Here is a 22,334-nt window from a genome sequence, read left to right on the forward strand (position 1 = left end):
TTACTGTTTCAGGCAAGTCATACGTATGCACAGCTAACTGTCCTGCTACTATGTCCACCTTCGGCGCCCGCCTTCTGCACTTTCTGACCAGCTTTCCCCTGCCTACCTCACTGCCCGACAACGTGCTGGCTTTCAGCCCTTACCAGGAGGAGGCTCCCCAGACGCTGCTCACGCAGTTTGCCAGCCGCTACTACGCCGACAATCGTTCTCGGGTGGCGCTGCTAGGCATTAATCCGGGCCGGCTGGGCAATGGCCGCACCGGCGTAGCTTTCACCGATCCTGTAGCCCTGACCGCCTGCGGAATCCCGAATGAGCTGCCCCAGCAGCGCGAGCCATCAAGTCAGTTTATACATGAAGTAATCAGGGCTTTAGGCGGCCCGACGGTTTTCTTCGACAGCTTTTATCTGGGCTCGCTCTACCCCTTGGTACTTTTGCGCGAGGGCCGCAACTACAACTATTACGACTCGCCTGCCCTGACCGCCGCGCTGAATCCGGCCATCCGCCTTTCTTTGCAGCTACAGGTACACGAAGTAGGTCTGCGCCGCGACGCTGCCATCTGTCTGGGACGCCGCAACGGAGAATATTTCACGCGGTGGAACAAGGAGCTTCAGCTGTTTGACCAGATTCATATTCTGGACCATCCACGCTATCTGATGCAATACAAGCGGCGCGATTTGTCCGCGCATATAGCGCGCTACGTGGATGTGCTTACGGATGTAACCAACTAGTAAATAAAGCTTAGCATGACATTCTTTTTTTGTTTGTCCGTTCTTCGCCCTTCTTTACCTTTTCCTTAAAAAATGCCTACCGTCGCTGACCTTGCCCGCGCCCTCGAAACGGCGGCGCCCCTCGCCTACCAGGAATCGTATGACAATGCCGGTCTGCAATGTGGTGATTCTCAAGCGGAAATAACCGGCGTCCTGATTGCGCTCGACTGCACTCCCGCCGTCCTCGACGAGGCTCTGAGCCGAGGCTGCAACGTAGTCGTGGCTCACCATCCCGTCATTTTTCGCCCCCTAAAAAGTCTGACCGGCGCTACCGAAGTGGAGCGCACTTTATTAAAGGCGCTGAAAAATGACATCGCCATTTACGCCGCTCACACCAATCTCGATAACGTGCGCCACGGCGTAAATCGCAAGCTTGGTGAGAAGCTTGGCTTGCAGAACCTACGCATTTTGGCCCCCACAAGCGGCAATCTGGCCAAGCTGATTACCTACGTTCCGCCAACGCACACCGACGCGGTTTTGCAGACTCTTTACCAGGCCGGAGCTGGTCAAATTGGTGAGTATTCTGACTGTAGCTTTCGCTCCGATGGCGTGGGCACGTTCACGCCCGGTTCTGCTACTCAGCCTTTTCAGGGGAAACCGGGCCAGCCCGAAACCACTGCCGAGCAGCGTGTGGAAGTACTTTTGCCCCTGCACCGGCAGAAGCCAGTGCTACGGGCGCTGCAGCAGGCTCACCCGTACGAGGAAGTTGCCTATGAAATCGTGAAGCTCGAAAACGAAAACCAGGAGGTAGGCGCTGGCATGATTGGCGAATTGCCGCAGGAGCTAACGCCGGCAGCTTTTCGGCAGCAGCTACGCGCTATTCTGGGCGTGCCCGTCGTGAAGCACACCGAGTATGACCAACCCATCCGCCGTGTGGCTTTGTGCGGGGGCGCGGGCAGTTTCCTTTTAAACAAAGCCCGTGCGGCCGGCGCCGACGCCTACGTGACCGGCGACTTAAAGTACCACGAGTTTTTTGGCCCGGAAGGCGATTTACTGCTCTGCGACGTGGGTCATTTTGAGAGCGAACAATTCACCAGTGAGCTGTTTCAGGAATTGCTAACCTCAACGTTTTCGAGTACTTTTGCGGTCTTAATCGCAGAGACCCTCACCAACCCCGTCCGTTATGACTTCTAACCCTACCGCGGAAACCCCCGTTGCCAACAAGCTGGAGGCCCTTTTGAACCTACAGCGCATTGATTCGCAGCTCGATGAAATTCGGCGCGTGCGCGGCGACTTACCCGAGGAAGTCCGTGACTTAGAAGATGAGATTATCGGCTATGAAGTGCGGGTAGGTAAGTTCGACGAGGAAATCTCGGGACTTAATGACCAGATCAAGCAGCGCAAGCAGGCCGCTAAAGACGCTGAAGGTCTTATTCGCAAGTATGAGGAGCAGCAGCAAAACGTGCGCAACAACCGTGAGTACGAGGCAATTGCCAAGGAAATCGAGTTGCAGCGCCTGGAAATCCAGATTTCGGAGAAGAAAATAAAAGAAGCTCAGTACCAGATTGAGCAAAAGAACAACGACATCGCCGGCACCAAGCAGCGCCTCGATGAGCGTCGTAAAGACCTCACAAACAAGCAGGGCGAGCTGCAAACCATTGTGGGTGAAAGCGAAGCCGACGAGAAAAAGCTCATGACGGAGCGCGACGGCGCAGTGAAGCCAATCGAGGAGCGTTTGCTCATGGCTTACACGCGTATCCGCGGCAACGTACGCAACGGCCTGGCCGTGGTGACGGTGAAGCGCGATGCCTGCGGTGGCTGCTTTAATACAGTACCTCCACAGCGCCAGGCCGATATCATCTCACACAAGAAGATCATCGTGTGCGAGCACTGCGGACGGGTTTTGGCTGATGTAGACTTGAAAGCTGCATAACTTTAAGTAAAGCACTGATTGTGGAAAAGGAACGGCCCGGCGTCGTTCCTTTTCTTGTTTAAATGCAGATGAGATTTTCGGCCGAAAAGCATATTTGGTTACGCAGAGGAGCACAGCGGCTAGTCTTGGTCTTGCTGATGTTCGTTGCTACCCTTTGCGCCTGCTTTAGCGAGCCTTTACAATCCGCCACGCTGCCTGTATCTTCTGCCCTTACCCCTTCGCAAGCCCGTGCTTACGCTGAAGTAATAAAACTGCGCGTGCCCGCTGCCCGCGCCCTGCTGCGCACCGAAGATCCAACCAACGTCGGCACTGTGCTGGTAGCGGATTGCCTGGAGATGGTGGAAATTTTGATCAGCCAGGATGCGAAGCTCTATTCGACTGTGTTGGAAGCGCAGAATAAGCGTCTGGAAACGTTAGAAAAAGCCCCCCAGAGCCCACTGCGCGACTATTCAAGCGCCCAGCTTCGGCTTCATCAGGCAGTGCTACAGGTGGTTTTCGAACATGAAGTCCAAGGAGCCTGGAATCTGCGGCAGGCGTATCAGCAGATGCAGGGAGTTTCGAAACGCTACCCCGGCTTTCTACCCGCCCGCAAGTCGCTGGGGATGCTGGAATTTGCTATCGGTTCACTGCCAGAAGGGTATCGTTGGTTTCTGCGACTGCTGGGCTTAAGTGGCAGCGTAGAATCTGGCTTGCAGCACTTACGCGCTGCCGCCCAGCGTCCTCACGATTTTCAATTGGAAAGTCAGCTTATTCTGGCGTTGGTTGAAGAAACATACTATCGGCGCAGCAACGAAACGACGCAGCTGGTTACTCGTTTGGCCGCCCAACAGCCAGACAATCTGTTGGTTAATTTCCTGGTTATCAGCCAGAACAAGAAGCTGCATCGCACCGACCATGCGCTGGCGGCTTTCCGGACCCGCCCTACTGGCTCCAGCTATTTGCCCGTAGCCTATCTCCATCATATGGCCGCTGACTTGCTGCTGTACCAAGGTCAGTTTGCGGCTTCGGAGCGCGAAAATCTGAGGTTTCTACAACTCTACCGGGGGCAGCACTACCGCAAGGCCGCTGCTTTCAAGCTTTATCTGGCGGCCTGGCTGGGGGGCAAACTCTCGGCTGCTGACTATTACCGCCAGCAGATTGCCGCCGGAGGCCGCACCATCGTAGAGGAAGACACGTATGCTCAGCGCTTTGTTGAGGAAAAAAGCCCCCTGCATCCCATTCTGACCCGCGCCCGCCTCCAACTCGACGGCGGCTACTACCAAGAGGCTCTCTCAACGCTGAAAACATTCTCCACGACCAGCAAAACGACCCTGCGAGACCAATTAGAAGCGCCTTACCGCCGCGCCCGCGCCTATCATGGCCTCGACAGGCTCGATTCGGCTCGCTACTTCTACGCTCGCACCATCGCGCTTTCTAAAGGACAGGCACCTTATTACTTTGCCCCCCAGGCCGCCTTGCAGCTAGGCTATCTGCACCAATCAGCGGGCCAAATGGAACTTGCCCGGAAATACTTTCGGCAGGCGCTTCAGTATCCCAAGCACGAGTACAAAAACAGCACAGATATGAAGGCAAAAGTGGCGCTGGCCGAGCTTGACTAATAACAGAAGCTTTCCCGACCATTACCTTCGCCCCGTGTTAGTCGTTCCGCTGTCCAGCTTACCTATCGCGCCCGCCGAGTTTCGGGCGAATGCCTTGCATTGGGCTGCCCGTTTTCAGTATTGTGCCTACTACGAGCCCAACGATCTGCCGTATCCGCGGGGGGCTTTTTCTCGGCTGCTGGCAGTGAGCAACACACCTGTGCAAGCACCCGCTGCTTTAAGTGAGCTGCGACTCTGGCTGCAACAGCCTACCCAAGCGCCTCGCTGCGGCATTCTTAGCTATGAACTTAAGAATCAAATAGAAGCCCTCAACAGCGAACATTCCAGCGGGTTATCTTTTCCGGATATTCATTTTTTTGAGCCAGAAATCCGGTTGATCTGGCATACAGATTCAATAGAAATACACGGTCCGGGGGGAATTTTAGATGAGATTTTAGCGGCTTCCGTACCATCAAATGCGGCAGCTTCGGTGCCCCAGATGCGCGCCCGAATGCCCAAAGCCGCTTACCTCGCCGCTGTTGAATCTATCCGGGAAGATATTCTGAATGGTGAGGTTTACGAGCTAAATCTGTGTCAGGAGTTTTATGCTGAACACGTCACGATTGAGCCCGTTCAAACCTTCTTGCAGCTTAATTCCGCATCGCCTACCCCCTTCGCCGGATTCTATAAATGGCAGGATCAGTACTTACTCTGCGCGTCGCCCGAGCGATTTCTGCGCCAGCAACACGATGTTCTTATTTCTCAGCCGATTAAAGGCACCATTCGTCGTGGCCTCACCCCGGAGCAGGACGAGGAACTGCGCCATCAGCTACGCCACAACGAAAAGGAACAGGCTGAAAATCTGATGATTGTGGACTTAGTACGCAACGACCTTGCCCGCGTGGCCGTGACTGGCTCAGTGCAGGTGCCCGAGCTGTTTGGCCTCTACAGCTTTCGCCACGTCTGGCAGATGGTCTCAACTGTACAGGCACAGCGCCGCCCCGATTGTGACCTGGTGGATACGCTGCGCGCGACCTTTCCGATGGGCTCCATGACGGGCGCACCCAAGATTAGGGCGATGCAACTCATTGAGCAGTATGAGCATAGCGGCCGGGGCCTATACAGCGGAAGCCTCGGCGTCATCTGGCCCTCCGGCGACTTCGATTTTAACGTGGTCATCCGCAGTCTGCAATTCAACGCCGCTACTGGTTACCTCTCCTTTCAGGTTGGCTCTGCCATCACCTACGACTCAGTACCGGAGCAAGAATATGATGAGTGCTTGCTAAAGGCCAAGGCAATGTTGGAGGTTTTGGGCGCTACGGTTGTTTGACGGCCAGACGCACAAGAAGGCACAACAGCTCGTTTTTACGCAAACAATCTTATCTGAAAGTGCCCAAATCTTACCTATCCTTACCTCTGCCATTCTGTCATTTTTACCCTAAAAAGCCTACCTTTGCCCTCCTTATTCGTGTTTGACCGCTATGTCGCAGCCCATTCTTACTCTCGATTTTCTAGATACTCCGGCCCCCACCGCCCCTGCTGATCACGCACATACCCCAAGCGGCGAGGTGCGGGTTAGCGCCGCTACCAGCACCGGCCGGCAGCGCAAGCTTTATATTGAAAGCTATGGTTGTCAGATGAATTTTTCTGACTCCGAAATAGTGTCCTCTATCCTGTTTCAGGAAGGCTTTGATACTACTGAACAGTTGGAAGGCGCCGATTTGGTACTGCTTAATACCTGTTCCATTCGTGAAAAAGCTGAGCAAACAGTACGCATGCGGCTTTCCCAGATTAACGGGCATAAAAAGCGCAATCCCGGCCTGTTGGTCGGTGTACTCGGCTGCATGGCTGAGCGCTTGAAAACCAAGTTTTTAGAAGAAGAAAAGATTGTTGATCTCGTAGTTGGACCCGACGCTTACCGCGACCTTCCTCGCCTGATTCAGGAAGTGGATGGGGGGCAAAAAGCGGTGAACGTGTTGCTCTCTAGGGAGGAAACTTACGCTGATATCACACCGGTTCGCCTTAATTCCAATGGCGTATCAGCCTTCGTAAGCATCATGCGCGGCTGCGACAACATGTGCTCCTTCTGCGTGGTGCCCTTCACCCGTGGCCGCGAGCGTAGCCGCGATGCGCACAGCATTGTCCAGGAGTGCCGCGACTTGATAGCTGCTGGCTACAAGGAAGTTACCATGCTAGGCCAAAATGTGGACAGCTATAAATGGGCTTCGGAAGATGGCTTGGAGCAGGTAAATTTTGCCCAACTATTGGAGCGCGTGGCGTTGCTCAGCCCCGAGTTGCGCGTGCGCTTTTCCACGTCTCACCCCAAGGATATTACCGACGAGGTGCTGCACACTATGGCTCGCTACGACAACATTTGCAACTACATTCACTTGCCCGCCCAAAGCGGTAACTCGCGGGTGCTCAAGCTGATGAACCGTACATACGACCGCGCCTGGTACGAGGATCGGGTGCAGGCCATCCGCCGCATCTTGGGCGACGACTGCGCCATCAGCACCGACATGATTTCGGGCTTCTGCTCCGAAACCGAGGAGGAGCACCAGGATACGTTGAGCCTCATGGAGCAGGTGCAGTACGATATGGCTTATATGTTCTTCTACTCGGAGCGCCCCGGCACCCTGGCCGCTCGTAAGTTGGAAGATGATGTACCCCTGGAAGTAAAGAAGCGCCGCTTAGCCGAAGTGATTGCCGTGCAGCAAAAGCACAATCTCATCCGCAACCAGCGCGCCATCGGACAGGTACACAAGGTCTTAGTCGAAGGCTTTTCCAAGCGCTCTGATGAGTTTCTGAGTGGCCGCAATGACCAGAACAAAGTGGTTCTCTTTCCAAAACAAACCTTCCAGAAAGGCGATTATGTGAACGTGCTGGTGCATGACTGCACAGCCAGTACGCTATTCGGCAACGCAATTTAAGAGTGTCATCTACTCTTATGTAAGCAGGCGGCTACCCAGTAACTAAAGTAAACGCAGCTGCTTTTCGTCTTTCTTACGAAACCCACCTACTGACTTTGACTCCTAGCGAAATACAATCAATCAAACAACGGTTTGGCATCATCGGCAACGCGCCGGCGCTGAACTATGCCATCCAAGTGGCCGCTCAAGTGGCGCCCACCGACATGACCGTGCTTATTTCGGGGGAAAGCGGCTCAGGTAAGGAATCTTTCTCCAAGATTATTCATGCCCTCTCGCCCCGCAAGCACGGGCAGTTTATCGCCATCAACTGCGGTGCAATTCCTGAAGGAACCATTGACTCTGAGTTGTTTGGGCATGAGAAAGGCTCATTTACGGGGGCCAATGAGGCACGCAAGGGTTACTTTGAGGTAACGAATGGGGGCACTATGTTCCTAGACGAAATCGGGGAAATGCCGCTTGGAACGCAGGCCCGCTTGTTGCGCGTGCTCGAAAACGGTGAGTTTATCCGGGTGGGCGCCAGCAAAGTGCAGAAGACGGATGTGCGTGTAGTGGCGGCTAGCAATGTAAATCTGCTGGATGCCGTGCGCGAAGGCCGCTTCCGTGAAGACCTTTACTATCGGCTCAACACAGTACCTATCACAGTTCCACCGTTACGTGAACGCGGAGACGATATTTACTTACTATTCAGAAAGTTCGCAACCGATTTTGCTGAACGTTACCGCGTAAAGCCAATTAGCCTTACCCCCGATGCAGTTGCTGAATTGCAGCGCTTTCGGTTTCCGGGCAACATCCGGCAGCTAAAGAATATTGCCGAGCAGATGTCGGTGCTGGAAATGGAGCGCGAGCTGGATGCCGCCCGTCTGCGCCAGTATCTGCCAGCCGATCAGAGCAGCCGCTTGCCTATGTTGCTTAGCGCCGCAAACCCTGATGGCGCAGGTGCAAACAATACGTACTCGGAGCGCGACCTGCTCTACAAGGTGCTGTTTGATATGCGCCGCGACATGACCGACCTGAAGAAGCTGGTTCTGGATCTGGCTGCCGGGCAGCGCCCCGCCGAGGCGCAGGAACTCTTACGGCAAAACAGTCATCTTTTCAATAACCTGAACGTTGCTTCCTCCTACGAAGGTGGCCGTCTGAATCGTCCTGCGCCTACCGAAGCTGCTGGGGAGTACTTTATTACGCCGCGCCCCGTTAATGAGTTGAACGACAGCGACGAGGAATTGACTTACGACGATGAAGCTCAGCGGGTAGAAGATATTCCGCACGAAACGGAAGAGGAAACGTTGTCGCTGGAAGCGAAGGAGAAGGAAATGATTATGAAGGCGCTCAAAAAGCACCATAACAAGCGTAAGTACGCCGCTCACGACCTGGGCATTTCGGAGCGTACCCTGTACCGCAAACTCAAGCAATATGATCTGGAGCAACTCTAACCGATTGACTAGCTGGTTACTGGGGGGCTTTTTTCTGTTTCTGCTGGCCGGGTGCAGCGTGTATTCCTTTACGGGCACCAACATCGACCCCGCAGTAAAAACCATCTCCATAGCCACGTTTCAGAACAACGCCAGCAACGGCCCATCCTTTCTGGCTCAGCGCTTTACGGAGGATTTCAAAGACTATTTCCAGCGCAACACCACACTCAAGCTCGTGCCCCGCGATGGCGACTTACAATTTGAAGGTGCCATCACGGCGTATGATTTCGCGCCGGCGGCCATTCAGCGCGAAGGAAATGTCGATCAGGCTGGCCAAAACCGGCTGACTATTCAGGTGCAGGTGAAGTTTGTGAATACGAAAGACCCATTGCAGGACCTGGAGCAGACCTTCCAAAGCAGCGACAGCTTCTCGGCTACGGAGGACATCACGACCATCAATAACGACCCGCGCGTCCGCGTCATCACCAACAACATCATCACCGACGTTTTTAATAAGTCGGTAGCCAACTGGTAATTACTCTAGTGTCGGGCTTGCTAGCTTTACTGCTGCGCCTGTTTAGTGAATAAATTGCCGTATTGTTGTCGGCTCGAAAAACGCTGGCGCCGCTAGGTTCTTTTCGTATTTGCCGCCATTTTTAAGCTGAACATCAGTTCTCAGCCACCTTATAATTAGTACCGCATATCATGACCCGCGCCTCGCTGCTGCATATTCTGGACAATTTGGGGGGCATTTCGGAGACGGAAGTTCAGGAATTGGAGCAGTTGGCGGCTACTTTTCCGTACTGCCAGACCGCTCATTTGCTGCTGGCTAAAGCTGCTCATGATCGGGGCAGCATGCTGGCAGCCCAGCGACTGCGCCGCGCCGCCACCTACGCGGTAGACCGGGAGCAGCTGCGCGCGCTCATTGAGCTGCCTGCGCCGCAGACGCTTGCCGAAGCATTTACGCCTTCCAAGGAAGAGCAAGCAGAAGCCGTAGCCACTGCTCAACTTGCACTCGCTGTACCTCCTTCGGTTGATATTATTACTGCTGAACCAGAATTATTACAAGCTGCTGACTATATCACCAGCCCAGAAACCGACTCACCGAATAATCAGCCGCTTGATGGCGCTTATGACACGGGAGAGACTGATGTCCAGGATACTTCCTCCACTACTACTGAATTAGAAGCAGATTTAGCCATAGCAGAGGAGGCACCGGCAGAGCCTTCGGCCTCAGAAGCTGCATTGCTTAACGATACCCCGGAAACTCGGGCGCACGCAAGTGTAGAGGCAGCTAACGAATTAGAGACGCCGTTACATGAAGTCGATGCACAATTGCCCGAAGAGCTTTTGGACTCTGATGAGGCTATCATAAATGCAGACTTACCAGCAGAGGAAGAGCCTGTAGAGGAGAGTGTTAAGGTTGAAGCTGATATAGCGGCCTCAACAGAAGAATCTGACGCAGCGGCGCCAGAACTTACTTTAGAGCAGCCTATTGAGCAGCCGTTCATTCCGACAGGCGAAAGGGAAGAGTCGGTCGTTGCTCCTGAGCTAGAGGTAGAGCCGGAGTTTACCGAGGAGGAATTGCCACTGTCACCCCCACCCATCCGCCCTCCGGCGGAAGTTGGTTCCTCCCGTTTCGAGTTTGGCCTGGCCCAAACCCTGCCCGTTCCGACATATAATTTATTCGAGGTCGAGAAAGCAGCCAAGCAAACCGCTGTCATTCCTCCTTTTTGGGCTGACGAAGAAGTTGGCTACGCGCCGGGCTTAGGTAGCCGGCTGGGCTTCTGTCTGCAAGCCCACGACGAATACAGTCTGGATTTGCCCCCCAGCGCTTTTTTTGAGCCCGATGCCCTGCTGCTTCAGCACTTAAAGCAGCACCAGCCCGTGCCGCCGCCCGTGCCAACCAGCATTGATTTGATTGACAAGTTTTTGCGCAGCAAGCCCCGCTTCAGAGCCCCTTTACCATTGCCGCCCACTACTGAAGCTCAAGCTGATTTATCGGTGCGCAGTACGCTGGCAGAGCCTAGTCTGGCTTCCGAAAGTCTGGCGCGGATTCTGGCCCGGCAGGGCAAAATTGGTAAGGCTATCGAAATATATGAACGGCTGATAGTGCGTCAGCCGGAAAAAAAGGCGTATTTTGCCGACCAAATTCAACAATTGCAAACCTTCGAGTAGATGTATATTGCCCTGATTGCCCTGATTATTTTCGTTTGCTTGCTCCTAGCCCTCGTTGTATTGGCCCAAAACCCAAAGGGCGGTGGACTGTCGAATCAGTTCGGTTCGGGCGGTGCTGCTAACCTTATGGGTGTAAAGCGTACCGGCGACCTATTAGAGCGCCTGACCTGGGGTTTTGCTTTAGGATTGATGGTGCTTACACTGGGTACCCACATGATTATTGGCGGCGGTACGGATGGTCCGGCCCGCAGCATCAACCAGGAGCGTGCGCTTCAAACGCAGCTTCCTGCCACTCCGGCTCCTACTGCCCCTGGTGCTACAGTTCCTGGCGCTACTGCTCCAGCAGCTTCCGGTACGGCCACTCCTAATGAGCGGGCAGCATCTGCCGCAGATCAACAGCCCGCCACAACTCCGGCTCCGGCCGCAGCGCCAACAACCGACAACGAGTAAACTTCATTGATCTTGCTTACAATAAAAAACGATGGTTTCCTGCTTGGAAGCCATCGTTTTTTTGTGCCTTACTCTACGTGTCAGGTCTGTCTGAATCTGACATGTTTGGCAGCTAAGTCTTAGTATAGGGCACAAAAAAGTTCACATTCACGACCATTATGTCAGGTTTGGGTGGGCTGGCATAAGAAGTGTCGGGAACGGCGCACGGGTTTATTCACTCAATATCTTTCAACCAAAACGTACAATATGTCACTTAGCATGAAACCGCTGGCCGACCGCGTAATTATCGCGCCAGCCGCCGCCGAGGAGAAAACCAAGTCGGGCATCATCATCCCCGATACGGCCAAGGAAAAGCCCCAGCGCGGCGAAGTAGTGGCCATAGGCGAAGGCAAAGTAGCCGACAGTGGTACTCTCATTGCCCCCCAGGTAAAAGTGGGCGACCAGGTACTCTATGGTAAGTACGCCGGCACTGAGATCACCGTGGATGGGGAAGATTACCTCATCATGCGTGAGTCTGACATTTTCGCCGTTCTGTAGGGTTTCCTTTTCTTTTCCTGAATTACTTCTCTATTTAAAATAAGATGGCTAAGAACATCCAATTCGATACCGACGGCCGCGACAAGCTAAAGCGCGGTGTAGATAAGCTGGCTAACGCCGTGAAAGTAACCCTCGGTCCTAAGGGTCGCAACGTGGTTATCGACAAGAAATTCGGCGCACCCACCATCACTAAAGACGGTGTAACTGTAGCCAAGGAAATTGAGCTGACTGACCCCGTTGAAAACATGGGTGCTCAGCTGGTAAAAGAAGTTGCTTCCAAGACCGCTGACCAGGCTGGTGACGGTACCACTACCGCTACCGTATTGGCTCAGGCTATCTACACGGCTGGTTCGAAGAACGTAGCTGCTGGTGCTAACCCCATGGACCTGAAGCGCGGCATCGACAAGGCGGTACACGCTGTAGTTGCTAACCTGAAGTCGCAGTCGAAGAAGATTGAAAACTCTTCGGAGATTGCCCAGGTAGGCACTATTTCAGCCAACAACGACTCGGAAATTGGTCAGATGATTGCCGATGCCATGGACAAAGTGGGCAAAGAAGGCGTTATCACCGTGGAAGAAGCGCGCGGCACGGAAACCGAAGTAAAAACGGTTGAAGGCATGCAGTTCGACCGTGGTTACCTCTCCCCTTACTTCGTGACCAATCCGGAGAAGATGGAAGTGGAGCTGGAGAACCCCTACGTCCTGATCTATGACAAGAAAGTGAGCACCATGAAGGAGCTCCTGCCCGTACTGGAGCAGGTAGTACAGACTGGTAAGCCGCTGGTTATCATCTCCGAAGATGTTGATGGCGAGGCTTTGGCTACGCTGGTAGTTAACAAGCTGCGTGGTTCGTTGAAGATTGCAGCCGTAAAGGCTCCCGGCTTCGGCGACCGTCGTAAGGCGATGCTGGAAGACATTGCGGTGCTGACTGGTGGTACCGTGATTTCGGAAGAGCGCGGCTACAAGCTCGACAGCGCTACGATTGAGTACTTAGGTACTGCTGAGAAAATCATCATTGACAAGGACAACACGACCATCGTCAATGGTAAAGGTGAGAAGGCTACTATCACGGCCCGCATCAACGAAATCAAAGCTCAGATTCAGACTACTACGTCGGACTACGACAAGGAGAAGCTGCAGGAGCGTTTGGCTAAGTTGTCAGGTGGTGTAGCTATCCTTTACATCGGTGCTTCTACGGAAGTAGAGATGAAGGAGAAGAAAGACCGCGTTGACGATGCTTTGCACGCAACTCGTGCGGCTGTTGAAGAAGGTGTAGTACCTGGCGGTGGCGTTGCTTTGGTGCGCGCTATCGAATCGCTGGCTGCTGTTGACACGCTAAACGGCGACGAGCGTACCGGTGTAAACATCATCCGCACGGCGCTGGAAGCTCCGCTGCGCTGCATCGTAGGCAACGCCGGTGGCGAAGGCTCGGTAGTAGTACAGAAGGTGCGTGAGGGATCCGGCGACTACGGCTACAACGCCCGCGAAGACCGCTATGAGAACCTGATGGCTGCTGGTATCCTCGATCCAACCAAAGTAACCCGCTTAGCTCTGGAGAATGCTGCGTCTATCGCCGGCCTGCTCCTGACCACTGAGTGTGTTATCTCGGATGAGCCAGAAGATGAGAAAGCTTCTGCTGGCGGTGCCGGCGGCATGGGCGGCATGGGTGGCATGGGCGGCATGATGTAATATCAGCCGCGCAGCTAACTAAGCTGTTCGCATAATATGTAGAAAGCCCCCCAGATATGTTCTGGGGGGCTTTTTTACTTATAGTTGATTTTGAACTGCGCTATCTATATAAGTTCTTTTTGTTAACAAGTAGTAATACAAAAGTCCATATATCAGAGCAGAAAACGAATAAATAATAAAGAGCTTAAAATGGTGATTATAGTCATGCATAATCCATTGATGGCTTAGGGTATTTATAGCAATATACATAGCTGAGCTTAATAATACTCCTAACATGATTGCTTGCCGTATCGTGGGTTTTCCATTGTGCATCTTATTTATTATCAAAAAATAAGATGCACTATAAATCACATAAATAGGCCATAAGTTAAACAACTCAGATAAAGGACTTATTAAAAATCCTGCAACCCATAGCTTAATGGATTCCCCAATCAAATTAGACCAAGACTGTAAGAAAAGTCTTTGGTCAAACATGCGTAGCCAAGCAGCAATTGCACTACTACTAATTATTAAAACAATGTTTATTAAAAACATTCGCATGATTCATTGATTACAGAGAAGTCTACTTAATGATGATTCGGCTTCAAGTGTCCCACAGTCGCTCGGCTAGGTAACTACTGTCCTTGAGCAACTGTGCTACGAATTCGGCTCCGGACGTATCTACTAAGAAGCACTCAATAAGGAATATTAAGCAAATGCACTTTTACAACATAAAAAAGCCCCCCAGAGGTTAGTCTGGGGGGCTTTTTTATATACAATAAGTTAGTTTCCGCGACCATGCATCATGTGGAACAGCTTCTTGGCAATGGCAATCAGAATCAAACCAGCCAGAATAACGAAGCCGGCGATGAGACCGAATACCTTCAAAGCACCGAGTTCTTCCACGTAAGCAGCAATGTAGCCACCGGCAATCTGCGCAACGAAGGGAGCCAGGAACCATACGCCCATGAGCGCGGAGGTATAGCTGATTGGGGCCAAGCGCGTTACCATGGAAAGGCCGATTGGCGATAAGCATAACTCGCCGATCGTATGGAAGAAGTAAGTAGCAAGCAACCAGAGGATACTGGCTTTCACCGTTGTATCGCTCACGTCGCCGCCGCGCTCCATTACGGCGCCCACCATAAACAGGAAGCCCATACCCAGCAGCACCATGCCTAAACCCATTTTCACGGGGATGCTCAGGTCCTTGCCCTTGCGGCCCAGGCTCAGCCAGATGCTAGCCACAATAGGGGCCAACGCCACAATGAACAGCGGGTTTACCGATTGGAACCAGGACGTAGGAATCAGGTAGCCAAATACTTCGCGGTCGATATAGCTATCGGTGTACAAGGTTAGGGAGCTACCGGCCTGCTCGAAGCCCGCCCAGAAGAACACCACGAACAGCGTGATAATGAAAATCACCGCCATGCGGTCGGTCTCCTCTTTCGACAGGGTTTCTTTTGGCGCGTTCTTGTCCTTTACCACCTTCACCGGAGCCAAGCCAATCGGGCCAAGCAAGCGGGGGGCAAACAGGTTGAAGATAATCTGACCCAGCACCATACCCAGACCAGCGGCCAGGAAGCCATAGCGGAAACCGTAATTGCTTACCTGCTCCACACCATCAACGACGGTTTTGGTAGCGAATAAGTCTTCGGCAAAATAACCGCACACCAGCGGCGCCAGGAAGGCACCGATGTTGATTCCCATGTAAAAGATGGTGAACGCCGAGTCGCGGCGCGGGTCGCCCTGCTCATAGAGCTGCCCTACCAGCGTGGAGATATTGGGTTTAAAGAAGCCGTTGCCAATGATGAGCAGCAGCAAGCCCAGGCACGTAGTCAGCGGCAGGCCAAAGGCCACAGCCGGGCTACCGGGAGTAGTGGAAAACAAAGAAAACTGCCCCAGGGCCATCAGGGTACCGCCGATAAGAATTGCGCGGCGCTGCCCGATAAAACGGTCGGCAATCCAGCCCCCAATGATGGGAGTAAAATACACGAAACCAGTGAAGTACCCGTATATAAGGGTGGCAGTTGCGGCGGGCACTTCCAAACCACCAGCCAGGATAGTCTTGGTCAGGTAAAGTGTAAGCAAGCCCCGCATACCATAGTAACTAAACCGTTCCCACAGTTCAGTAAAGAAGAGCAGATACAGTGCCTTGGGATGTCCTTGCTGCGCGGCAACCGGTGGCTGATCGGGCACGACGGAGGCTGATTGCATGTAAGAGAAGGTAAAGATGGAGGTGGAAGAGAAACCGATCCGAAACAGCGATCGGGGGTTTGTAAAGCTACAAAAGTTTCGCAACTGCCAACTTTTACCCCCCAAGCTGGTATTAGCTAAATAATAGGATAGCGAATTTTCGCTAAGGCCGGATCAAACCGCAGCACAGCCGTGGCAGGCTCGGTTTTTTGACTACTTTTGTTTTAAGAATTCCCATTTCCCACCCACCCTATTTATTGTTTATTGGCTTATGATGGACACTGCCACCCAAGCTCTTCATCGCCTCCAGCCCCTAGGATTTACCCAGGCGGCCCAGGTACACCTGAACCTTACCCCCGCCGAACTAGTGGAAGAAGCCCTTCGCCGCGGCGAAGGCACCCTCACCGACACTGGCGCGCTCATGGCCGATACCGGCAACTTCACCGGCCGCTCGCCCAAGGACCGCTTCGTAGTAAAGGACGCGAACACGCAGGATAGCGTGTGGTGGGGCGACATCAATATTCCCTTCGATGCCGATAAGTTCGACCAGCTTCAGGAGAAGATGGTGCAGTACCTGGCCGATAAAGAAATTTATGTGCGCGAGGCTTATGCTGGCGCCAACCCTGATTACCGCCTGAATCTGCGCGTAGTAAACGAGCTGGCCTGGCACAACTTATTCTGTTATAACATGTTCCTGCGCCCATCCGAAGGCGAGGACACCACCTGGACGCCCGACTTCAGCATCATCTGCGCCCCCGGCTTCGAGGCCGACCCTGCGGTAGATGGTACCCGTCAGCCCAACTTTGCCATTCTGAACTTCACTAAGAAGATGATTCTCATCGGCGGCACGGGCTACGCTGGCGAGATGAAGAAGGGCATTTTTGGCGTACTCAATTACCTGCTGCCCCACGAAAAGAACACGCTGCCCATGCACTGCTCCGCTAACGTGGGCAAGGATGGCGACGCTGCCATTTTCTTCGGCCTTTCGGGCACGGGCAAAACCACCCTTTCCGCTGACCCGAACCGCGGCCTTATCGGCGATGATGAGCACGGCTGGACTCCCGATGAGGGCATCTTCAACTTTGAAGGCGGCTGCTACGCGAAAGTCATCGACCTGAGCCGCGAGAAAGAGCCTCAGATCTGGGATGCTATCCGGTTCGGCGCTATCGTGGAGAATACGCGCTTTGTTCCCGGCACCCACACCGTGGATTACGCTAATAAGTCGGTAACGGAAAACACCCGCACGGCTTATCCAATCAACTTCATCGACAACGCCATTGAGCCGTCGGTAGCCGATTCTCCCAAGAACATTTTCTTCCTGACGGCCGATGCGTTCGGGGTTTTGCCCCCCATCAGCAAGCTGGATAAGAGCCACGCCATGTACCACTTCATGTCGGGCTACACGGCCAAGGTAGCCGGCACCGAAATGGGCATTACCGAGCCTCAGACCACGTTTTCGGCTTGCTTTGGTGCCGTTTTCCTGCCCCTTCACCCCACGAAGTACGCCGAGATGCTGGGTCAGAAAATGGATGAGCACCCCGACGTGAATGTGTGGCTGGTCAATACCGGCTGGACCGGCGGCAGCTACGGTACCGGCTCGCGCATGAAGCTGAGCTACACCCGCGCGATGATTACGGCCGCGCTCAACGGCGACCTGAACCACGTGGAGTTTACCAAACACCCCATCTTCGGGGTGGAAGTGCCCGCTTCCGTAGCCAATGTGCCAGCCGAGATTCTGGACCCACGCAACACATGGGCTGACAAGGAGGCGTACGATAAAACCGCTGCCTCTTTGGCCGAGAAGTTTGTAAGCAACTTTAAGAAGTATGCCGATTTCGCCAACGAGGAAATTCTGGCTGGGGCTCCCAAGGTAGCCGTGGAAGCCAGCGTATAAAGCCGCGCCATTTGGTTTGCAAAAAAGCCCCCCAGCTATTGTCTGGGGGGCTTTTTTGTCACATTCGCTCCAAATCTGCTAGCTTTACTTTTTAATTCACACCTCCTATTCTTAGCATCATGTGTAAGCGTCTTCTCCCGTTGCTCCTGCTTTTGCTCACTCCGCTCAGCCTGTGGGCCTGGGGCGCCGATGGGCACCGGGCCGTGGGCAAAATTGCCGAACAACACCTTTCCCGCCGTGCCAAGCGCGAAATTCAAAAGCTGCTAAATACAGAAACGCTGACCATGGTGAGTACCTGGCCCGACGAAGTGCGCTACTACCCCGAGTTCAAGGAAACCGCGCCCTGGCACTACGTAAACACGCCCAGCGGCCTCAATCAGGAGCAGTACATACAGCAGCTCAAGGCCCAAACCGTTCCGAACGCTTACAGCGCCATGCTTGCTCAGCTGGCTATTCTGAAGGATGAGAGCAAGCCGCAAGCCGAACGGGTAGCCGCTCTTAAGTATGTCGTGCATCTGGTGGGCGATGTGCATCAGCCGCTGCATGCGGGCCACGCCGAGGACAAAGGCGGCAATGACATCAAGGTAAAGTATCGGGGCAAAGACACGAATTTGCATAGCCTTTGGGATAGCGGCCTACTTGATTATCAGGGTCTTACTTACACCGAAATGGCTACTGCCTACAACTCCAAGTTGCGGGGCCGGGCAATTCGTAAGATGCAGGCAGCGGCACCGGAGCAATGGCTCTGGGAATCGTATCAGGCTAGTAACCAGATCTATCAGGACACGCCCAACAACGCCGACGTTGACTATCGCTACTACCCCGCCCACGCCGACCTCATGCAGCAGCGCATCACCGAAGCTGGTGTGCGGCTGGCTGGTATGCTTAATAAGGCATTCAGCTAAGAGCGGCTATGTAGTATGCGCTTTGCTGAAAAGTAAAGCCTGATATCCAATTGCGTCTACTATTCCGAAACCCTACTGGCCTTAGGTCGGTGGGGTTTTTCCTTGCGGGTAAACCTATCTTTGCCGCATGCCGCACACCTTTTATGCCCCCAACCTGACCTCGGCAACTTATCTGCTGCCCGAAGATGAAAGCAAGCACGCCGTTCGTGTGCTGCGCCTTACTCCGGGCGACGCTGTGGAACTGTTGGATGGCGTGGGGGGCCTTTTTCAGGCCGAAGTAGCCGATGCGAACCCCAAACGCTGCCTGCTGCGCATAACCAATGAGCAGCGCGTGCCGCGCCGCGCCTACTCAGTGCACGTAGCCGTCGCGCCCACCAAAAACCTCGACCGTATGGAGTGGCTGGTGGAGAAAGCCACCGAGGTTGGCCTCGACCGCCTCACTTTCCTGCGCTGCGCCCGCTCCGAACGCCGCGAACTGAAGCTGGATCGACTGGAGAAAATCGCCATCAGCGCCCTGAAGCAGTCGGGGCAGACGTGGCTGCCGCAGTTGGATGAGCTCACGGATTACGCCGCTTTTATTCCTACGCTAGAGCCGGCCACCAGCTTTATTGCGCACCTGGCCGAAGGCGAGCGGACGGCTTTGTCGCAGGTAGCGGCGCGGGGGGCAAATTGCTGCGTCCTCATCGGGCCCGAAGGCGACTTTACGCCGGCTGAGATAAATCTGGCGCTAGAGCGCGGCATTCGGCCCGTGACATTGGGCGAGTCGCGCCTACGCACCGAAACGGCGGCGCTGGCGGCTGCCCATACGGTACATATCGCACATGAATTTTACGCAGCCGCGAACGTCAGTCAGACTAATAAGCGGTAAATTCAGGCTACGTATCCTAACAAGCTGCCGCTTCATTGAACGACCGCTGTTTGCTTCCGCGTTACCCTGGTAAGAAATCTTGTCACCTTATGCTTAAGCACCTTCTTTTAGCGGTTACTTTTCTCCTGACAACGGCCGCTGCGCCTGTAGCGCCCAGCTTCCGCATTGCCAAGCTGCACTACGGCGGCGGCGGCGACTGGTACGCCAACAAAACGAGCTTGCCCAATCTGATTCAGTTTTGTAATCAGACGCTTAAAACCAACATCGCGCCCGACGAAGCCACCGTGGAGCTGGACAACCCCGAGCTGTTCACCTACCCCTTCATCCACATGACGGGCCACGGAAACGTCGTTTTTACCGACGCAGAGGCTAAAAACCTGCGGCGCTACCTTACCGGCGGCGGCTTTCTGCACATTGATGATAACTACGGCCTCGACAAGTTTATCCGCCCCGAAATGAAGAAGGTGTTTCCGGAGCTGGAATTTGTGGAGTTGCCTTTCTCCCACCCCATCTACCACCAAAAGTTCGACTTCCCGAAAGGCCTGCCGAAAGTGCACGAGCACGAAGGCAAACGCCCTCAAGGCTTTGGCCTGCTTTACAAAGGTCGGCTGGTCTGCTTCTATACCTTTGAATGCGACCTGGGCAACGGCTGGGAAGATGTAGGCACCTACGACGATCCGCCAGCCACCCACGAAACGGCCCTACGCATGGGTGCCAACCTTGTGGCTTACGCACTAACGCAGGACTAAACTAAGTATCACCTCATCCAGAGCATTACTGCATCAAGCGGCAGCGAAGCATCTTGCTCGTAGTCATCACTATATTAATGGCAGCCGTTCTGAAAAGGCGGTCATGCAGAGCACCGCGAAGCATCTCGCGTGTTTAGTTGGGTTACTAAACTCAACCAAGAAGAACGTCATGCTTAATCTTGCAACGACCGCGAGCGAGATGCTTCGCGGTGCTCTGCATGACGGTCTGCTGGGGGCTGGCCCATATATTATAAAAGCCCCCCAAATGCTGACAAGCGCGGTATCCGCTACTCGTATTTCGGCTTAAGAATTTCGCTGAGAACAAAAGCTGCGCGCAAATCAGCGGGGCTGCGCAACATGGCCTGCACGCGGCGGCGAGCATCCTGACGGGCTTCGTCGGTGCTGTGCGACGCTTGGCGGGTCCAGTAATCTTCGCGAGTGGGTAAGGCCGTGGTGCGGGGCATGCTGGCTGCCAGTCGCGGCGTCCGCGTGGGGGTCTCCAGTGAGCGTGCAGTCGGCATGGTTTCCAAGGATCGGGGGTCAACCTCCGTGCGCTCTAGGCTGCGCGCCACGGGTGCCGCCTGCTCGCGGGGCAGTGGCCGACCAGCCGGCGTGGTGGGCTGGCTGGTGGCAGGCTGCGGTTGATTGCCGGCTTTGTTCTGCGACTTCATCTGCTCCAGCAAATCCTGAAACGAGGTAGGAGGCAAACCAGGAGCCTTCGGCAGCGCGGGCCGCTCGCGCGATTCGCGGGCCGCCATTTCGCGGGCTTTCTGCACCATGCGCCACACAAAAACGCCTAAGCCCAACAGGATGATGAGTAAGGTTTGAATCTTTTCCATAGTGAGGCAGGTGCGTAAATAGTGGAAAAGCTGGTCGTATTATTATTTGTAAAGAGCAAGGGAAGCCCCTGTTAGCGAACGCCCTTCTCCGGAAATTTACCGGTTTTTGTCCGATAAAATGCTTGAATCTGCTCTAAGTCGGCTTCGTAATTCCCCGTGGGATAAATGGGTCCGCCTACGCCGGATTCTTTGTTCTTATAGTCCAAAAAGCCCAGCAGAATCGGTACGTTAGCCCCCTCGGCCGCGAAATAAAAGCCCTTGCGCCACTTGGGCTGATACTGGCGCGTGCCCTCCGGCGTGATAAGAATCACCAGCTCGTCGCGCTCATTGAACAGCTTTATCATGCCATCCACGAGGCTGTTGTTGCGGCTGCGGTCAACGGGCAGCGCACCCAGGGAGCGCATCAGCCAGCCGACAAAGGGATTATCAACCCACTCCTTCTTGACGGTGAAGCGCACGGGCACATTCATCAGAAAAAAAGAGGCGCGGGCGTAGAGAATATCCCAGTTGCTGGTGTGCGGGGCCGCAATCATCATGGCCTTGGTAATGCCCGGCGGCACCCGCGAAACCAGTTTCCAGCCGGTTATCCAAAACCAGAATTTAGAGAAGTAATACCAGAAGAAAGGCGTAGTAGAGGCTCTTGGCATAAGGAATTTTTTGGGTGACCAACGAGAAAAAGCCCCCCAGGGTTAAAACTAGGTAATTTTTGAGCAACGCGCTAGCTATTGCAGGGCGCGCAGCTGCGGCGCCATACTCATTGTGTAGCGGTAGCCGATATCGTAGAGTTCGGTGGCCCTGCGGTAACTGAGCGTGCGGAAGTTGCGCAGCTCGGGCGGCTCAATAAGCAAGTCGCAATGCAGGCGGCGGGCGGGCGTATTGGCATTAATGCCCAGCAGCAATGTGCGCTCCACCAGACTCCGAAACGTAGTGATACGCGCCGCCGGATTTACGGGGTTGCAGTGCACGCCCACCACGATGACATCCTGATTTAGCAGCGGCTCTACGGGCAGATTATTCAGCAAGCCACCATCTACCAGTTGCCGCCCCTGATACTCCACTGGACGATAAAGCACCGGCACCGCCGACGACCCCAGCAAGGCCGGCAACAGCGGCCCCTCCGAAAAGTACACCGACACGCCTTCCACCAGATCAGTAGCCACCAGCGTGAGCGGGCGCTGCAAATCGGCGAAGGTAAAATTGCCCCCCAAGTGCTCTTCCAGCAGTTGTTTTACAGCATCCAGGTTCAGCAGCCCATGCCGACTAAATGCCGGGCGCAGCAAGCGGGTAATTGGCATGGCCGTGAACAGGCGCAACACCTCAGCCGGTTTGAAACCAGCGGCATAAAAGGCCCCCACAATTGCCCCTGAGCTAACGCCTACCAGGCGCCCGATCGGAATTTCCAGCTCGTCCAGCGCCGCCAGCACGCCCAGATGCGCAATACCCCGCGCCCCACCTCCTGATAACGCTACCCCTATTTCCCGCATCTGGTATGGCAGCG

Annotated in this window: 20 protein-coding genes; 16 read left to right on the top strand and 4 right to left on the bottom strand. The window is 54.3% G+C overall.

Going from position 1 to position 22,334, the window contains the following annotated elements:
* The first annotated feature begins 50 nt into the window (after positions 1–50).
* From IEW06_RS16230 to groL, 12 genes are all read left to right on the top strand, one after another.
* The gene (locus IEW06_RS16230) at positions 51–728 is read left to right on the top strand and encodes a uracil-DNA glycosylase family protein (RefSeq protein WP_187731774.1); all 678 of its coding nucleotides are present in this window, start codon (positions 51–53) and stop codon (positions 726–728) included.
* Between the two features lie 72 nt (positions 729–800).
* Positions 801–1,901 carry a Nif3-like dinuclear metal center hexameric protein gene (locus IEW06_RS16235; protein ID WP_187731773.1) on the top strand — a complete coding sequence of 367 codons (1,101 nt, stop codon included), beginning with the start codon at positions 801–803 and terminating at the stop codon, positions 1,899–1,901.
* Positions 1,891–2,640, top strand: a complete 750-nt coding sequence (locus IEW06_RS16240; RefSeq protein WP_084447055.1) for a zinc ribbon domain-containing protein — start codon at positions 1,891–1,893, stop codon at positions 2,638–2,640. Before IEW06_RS16235 ends, IEW06_RS16240 begins: the two co-directional genes overlap by 11 nt.
* Positions 2,641–2,777: 137 nt before the next feature.
* Complete coding sequence (locus tag IEW06_RS16245; protein ID WP_188548593.1) at positions 2,778–4,238, top strand: tetratricopeptide repeat protein; 1,461 nt, start codon at positions 2,778–2,780, stop codon at positions 4,236–4,238.
* A 34-nt stretch (positions 4,239–4,272) separates the two neighbouring features.
* On the top strand, positions 4,273–5,547 hold the full coding sequence (locus tag IEW06_RS16250) for an anthranilate synthase component I family protein (RefSeq protein WP_229743149.1): 1,275 nt from the start codon (positions 4,273–4,275) through the stop codon (positions 5,545–5,547).
* A 151-nt stretch (positions 5,548–5,698) separates the two neighbouring features.
* Positions 5,699–7,147, top strand: coding sequence for a tRNA (N6-isopentenyl adenosine(37)-C2)-methylthiotransferase MiaB (miaB, locus tag IEW06_RS16255; protein WP_187731767.1), 1,449 nt, complete (start codon positions 5,699–5,701; stop codon positions 7,145–7,147).
* Between the two features lie 95 nt (positions 7,148–7,242).
* On the top strand, positions 7,243–8,577 hold the full coding sequence (locus IEW06_RS16260; RefSeq protein WP_188548594.1) for a sigma-54 interaction domain-containing protein: 1,335 nt from the start codon (positions 7,243–7,245) through the stop codon (positions 8,575–8,577).
* A 4-nt stretch (positions 8,578–8,581) separates the two neighbouring features.
* Positions 8,582–9,091 (top strand): LptE family protein, encoded by a 510-nt coding sequence (locus tag IEW06_RS16265; RefSeq protein ID WP_223284498.1) that lies wholly within the window; start codon positions 8,582–8,584, stop codon positions 9,089–9,091.
* A gap of 170 nt (positions 9,092–9,261) precedes the next feature.
* Positions 9,262–10,734: a DUF8458 domain-containing protein gene (locus tag IEW06_RS16270; protein ID WP_188548595.1), complete on the top strand. Its 1,473-nt coding sequence runs from the start codon at positions 9,262–9,264 to the stop codon at positions 10,732–10,734.
* Positions 10,735–11,184, top strand: coding sequence for a preprotein translocase subunit SecG (gene secG, locus IEW06_RS16275; protein WP_187731764.1), 450 nt, complete (start codon positions 10,735–10,737; stop codon positions 11,182–11,184).
* A 246-nt stretch (positions 11,185–11,430) separates the two neighbouring features.
* Positions 11,431–11,721, top strand: coding sequence for a co-chaperone GroES (gene groES, locus IEW06_RS16280; protein WP_166072468.1), 291 nt, complete (start codon positions 11,431–11,433; stop codon positions 11,719–11,721).
* Positions 11,722–11,765: 44 nt separating this feature from the next.
* Positions 11,766–13,409 (top strand): chaperonin GroEL, encoded by a 1,644-nt coding sequence (gene groL / locus IEW06_RS16285; protein ID WP_187731763.1) that lies wholly within the window; start codon positions 11,766–11,768, stop codon positions 13,407–13,409.
* Between the two features lie 762 nt (positions 13,410–14,171).
* On the opposite strand, the gene IEW06_RS16290 is transcribed toward groL, so the two are convergent.
* Positions 14,172–15,602 carry a peptide MFS transporter gene (locus IEW06_RS16290; protein WP_187731762.1) on the bottom strand — a complete coding sequence of 477 codons (1,431 nt, stop codon included), beginning with the start codon at positions 15,600–15,602 and terminating at the stop codon, positions 14,172–14,174.
* 250 nt (positions 15,603–15,852) lie between these two features.
* On the opposite strand from IEW06_RS16290, the gene pckA reads away from it, so the two are divergent.
* The 4 genes from pckA to IEW06_RS16310 all read left to right on the top strand — a co-directional run bounded on the left by pckA (position 15,853) and on the right by IEW06_RS16310 (position 19,997).
* Entirely contained in the window at positions 15,853–17,475 is a 1,623-nt protein-coding gene (pckA, locus tag IEW06_RS16295; protein WP_188548596.1) for a phosphoenolpyruvate carboxykinase (ATP), read from the top strand.
* 119 nt (positions 17,476–17,594) lie between these two features.
* Positions 17,595–18,380, top strand: a complete 786-nt coding sequence (locus tag IEW06_RS16300; protein ID WP_187731761.1) for a S1/P1 nuclease — start codon at positions 17,595–17,597, stop codon at positions 18,378–18,380.
* A 127-nt stretch (positions 18,381–18,507) separates the two neighbouring features.
* Positions 18,508–19,248: a 16S rRNA (uracil(1498)-N(3))-methyltransferase gene (locus tag IEW06_RS16305; protein WP_188548597.1), complete on the top strand. Its 741-nt coding sequence runs from the start codon at positions 18,508–18,510 to the stop codon at positions 19,246–19,248.
* 89 nt (positions 19,249–19,337) lie between these two features.
* Positions 19,338–19,997 carry a DUF4159 domain-containing protein gene (locus tag IEW06_RS16310; RefSeq protein WP_187731760.1) on the top strand — a complete coding sequence of 220 codons (660 nt, stop codon included), beginning with the start codon at positions 19,338–19,340 and terminating at the stop codon, positions 19,995–19,997.
* A gap of 287 nt (positions 19,998–20,284) precedes the next feature.
* On the opposite strand, the gene IEW06_RS16315 is transcribed toward IEW06_RS16310, so the two are convergent.
* From IEW06_RS16315 to IEW06_RS16325, 3 genes are all read right to left on the bottom strand, one after another.
* A complete protein-coding gene (locus IEW06_RS16315; protein ID WP_187731759.1) occupies positions 20,285–20,836 on the bottom strand; it encodes a hypothetical protein in 552 nt (183 codons plus the stop codon).
* A gap of 71 nt (positions 20,837–20,907) precedes the next feature.
* The gene (locus IEW06_RS16320) at positions 20,908–21,483 is read right to left on the bottom strand and encodes a 1-acyl-sn-glycerol-3-phosphate acyltransferase (protein ID WP_187309265.1); all 576 of its coding nucleotides are present in this window, start codon (positions 21,481–21,483) and stop codon (positions 20,908–20,910) included.
* 75 nt (positions 21,484–21,558) lie between these two features.
* Positions 21,559–22,320: a patatin-like phospholipase family protein gene (locus IEW06_RS16325; RefSeq protein WP_187731758.1), complete on the bottom strand. Its 762-nt coding sequence runs from the start codon at positions 22,318–22,320 to the stop codon at positions 21,559–21,561.
* Positions 22,321–22,334 lie beyond the last annotated feature (14 nt).

It is taken from the genome of Hymenobacter qilianensis (assembly GCF_014638675.1).
Lineage (GTDB): Bacteria > Bacteroidota > Bacteroidia > Cytophagales > Hymenobacteraceae > Hymenobacter > Hymenobacter qilianensis.

What these genes read in the sequence shown, in the direction of transcription:
- secG (WP_187731764.1), top strand. Translation starts at nt 10,735, where the DNA reads ATGTATATTGCCCTGATTGCCCTGATTATTTTCGTTTGCTTGCTCCTA.
- IEW06_RS16305 (WP_188548597.1), top strand. Translation starts at nt 18,508, where the DNA reads ATGCCGCACACCTTTTATGCCCCCAACCTGACCTCGGCAACTTATCTG.
- IEW06_RS16245 (WP_188548593.1), top strand. Translation starts at nt 2,778, where the DNA reads ATGTTCGTTGCTACCCTTTGCGCCTGCTTTAGCGAGCCTTTACAATCC.
- IEW06_RS16310 (WP_187731760.1), top strand. Translation starts at nt 19,338, where the DNA reads ATGCTTAAGCACCTTCTTTTAGCGGTTACTTTTCTCCTGACAACGGCC.
- miaB (WP_187731767.1), top strand. Translation starts at nt 5,699, where the DNA reads ATGTCGCAGCCCATTCTTACTCTCGATTTTCTAGATACTCCGGCCCCC.
- IEW06_RS16230 (WP_187731774.1), top strand. Translation starts at nt 51, where the DNA reads ATGTCCACCTTCGGCGCCCGCCTTCTGCACTTTCTGACCAGCTTTCCC.
- pckA (WP_188548596.1), top strand. Translation starts at nt 15,853, where the DNA reads ATGATGGACACTGCCACCCAAGCTCTTCATCGCCTCCAGCCCCTAGGA.
- IEW06_RS16290 (WP_187731762.1), bottom strand. Translation starts at nt 15,602, where the DNA reads ATGCAATCAGCCTCCGTCGTGCCCGATCAGCCACCGGTTGCCGCGCAG.
- IEW06_RS16315 (WP_187731759.1), bottom strand. Translation starts at nt 20,836, where the DNA reads ATGGAAAAGATTCAAACCTTACTCATCATCCTGTTGGGCTTAGGCGTT.
- IEW06_RS16240 (WP_084447055.1), top strand. Translation starts at nt 1,891, where the DNA reads ATGACTTCTAACCCTACCGCGGAAACCCCCGTTGCCAACAAGCTGGAG.
- IEW06_RS16300 (WP_187731761.1), top strand. Translation starts at nt 17,595, where the DNA reads ATGTGTAAGCGTCTTCTCCCGTTGCTCCTGCTTTTGCTCACTCCGCTC.
- groES (WP_166072468.1), top strand. Translation starts at nt 11,431, where the DNA reads ATGTCACTTAGCATGAAACCGCTGGCCGACCGCGTAATTATCGCGCCA.
- groL (WP_187731763.1), top strand. Translation starts at nt 11,766, where the DNA reads ATGGCTAAGAACATCCAATTCGATACCGACGGCCGCGACAAGCTAAAG.
- IEW06_RS16270 (WP_188548595.1), top strand. Translation starts at nt 9,262, where the DNA reads ATGACCCGCGCCTCGCTGCTGCATATTCTGGACAATTTGGGGGGCATT.
- IEW06_RS16320 (WP_187309265.1), bottom strand. Translation starts at nt 21,483, where the DNA reads ATGCCAAGAGCCTCTACTACGCCTTTCTTCTGGTATTACTTCTCTAAA.
- IEW06_RS16325 (WP_187731758.1), bottom strand. Translation starts at nt 22,320, where the DNA reads ATGCGGGAAATAGGGGTAGCGTTATCAGGAGGTGGGGCGCGGGGTATT.
- IEW06_RS16235 (WP_187731773.1), top strand. Translation starts at nt 801, where the DNA reads ATGCCTACCGTCGCTGACCTTGCCCGCGCCCTCGAAACGGCGGCGCCC.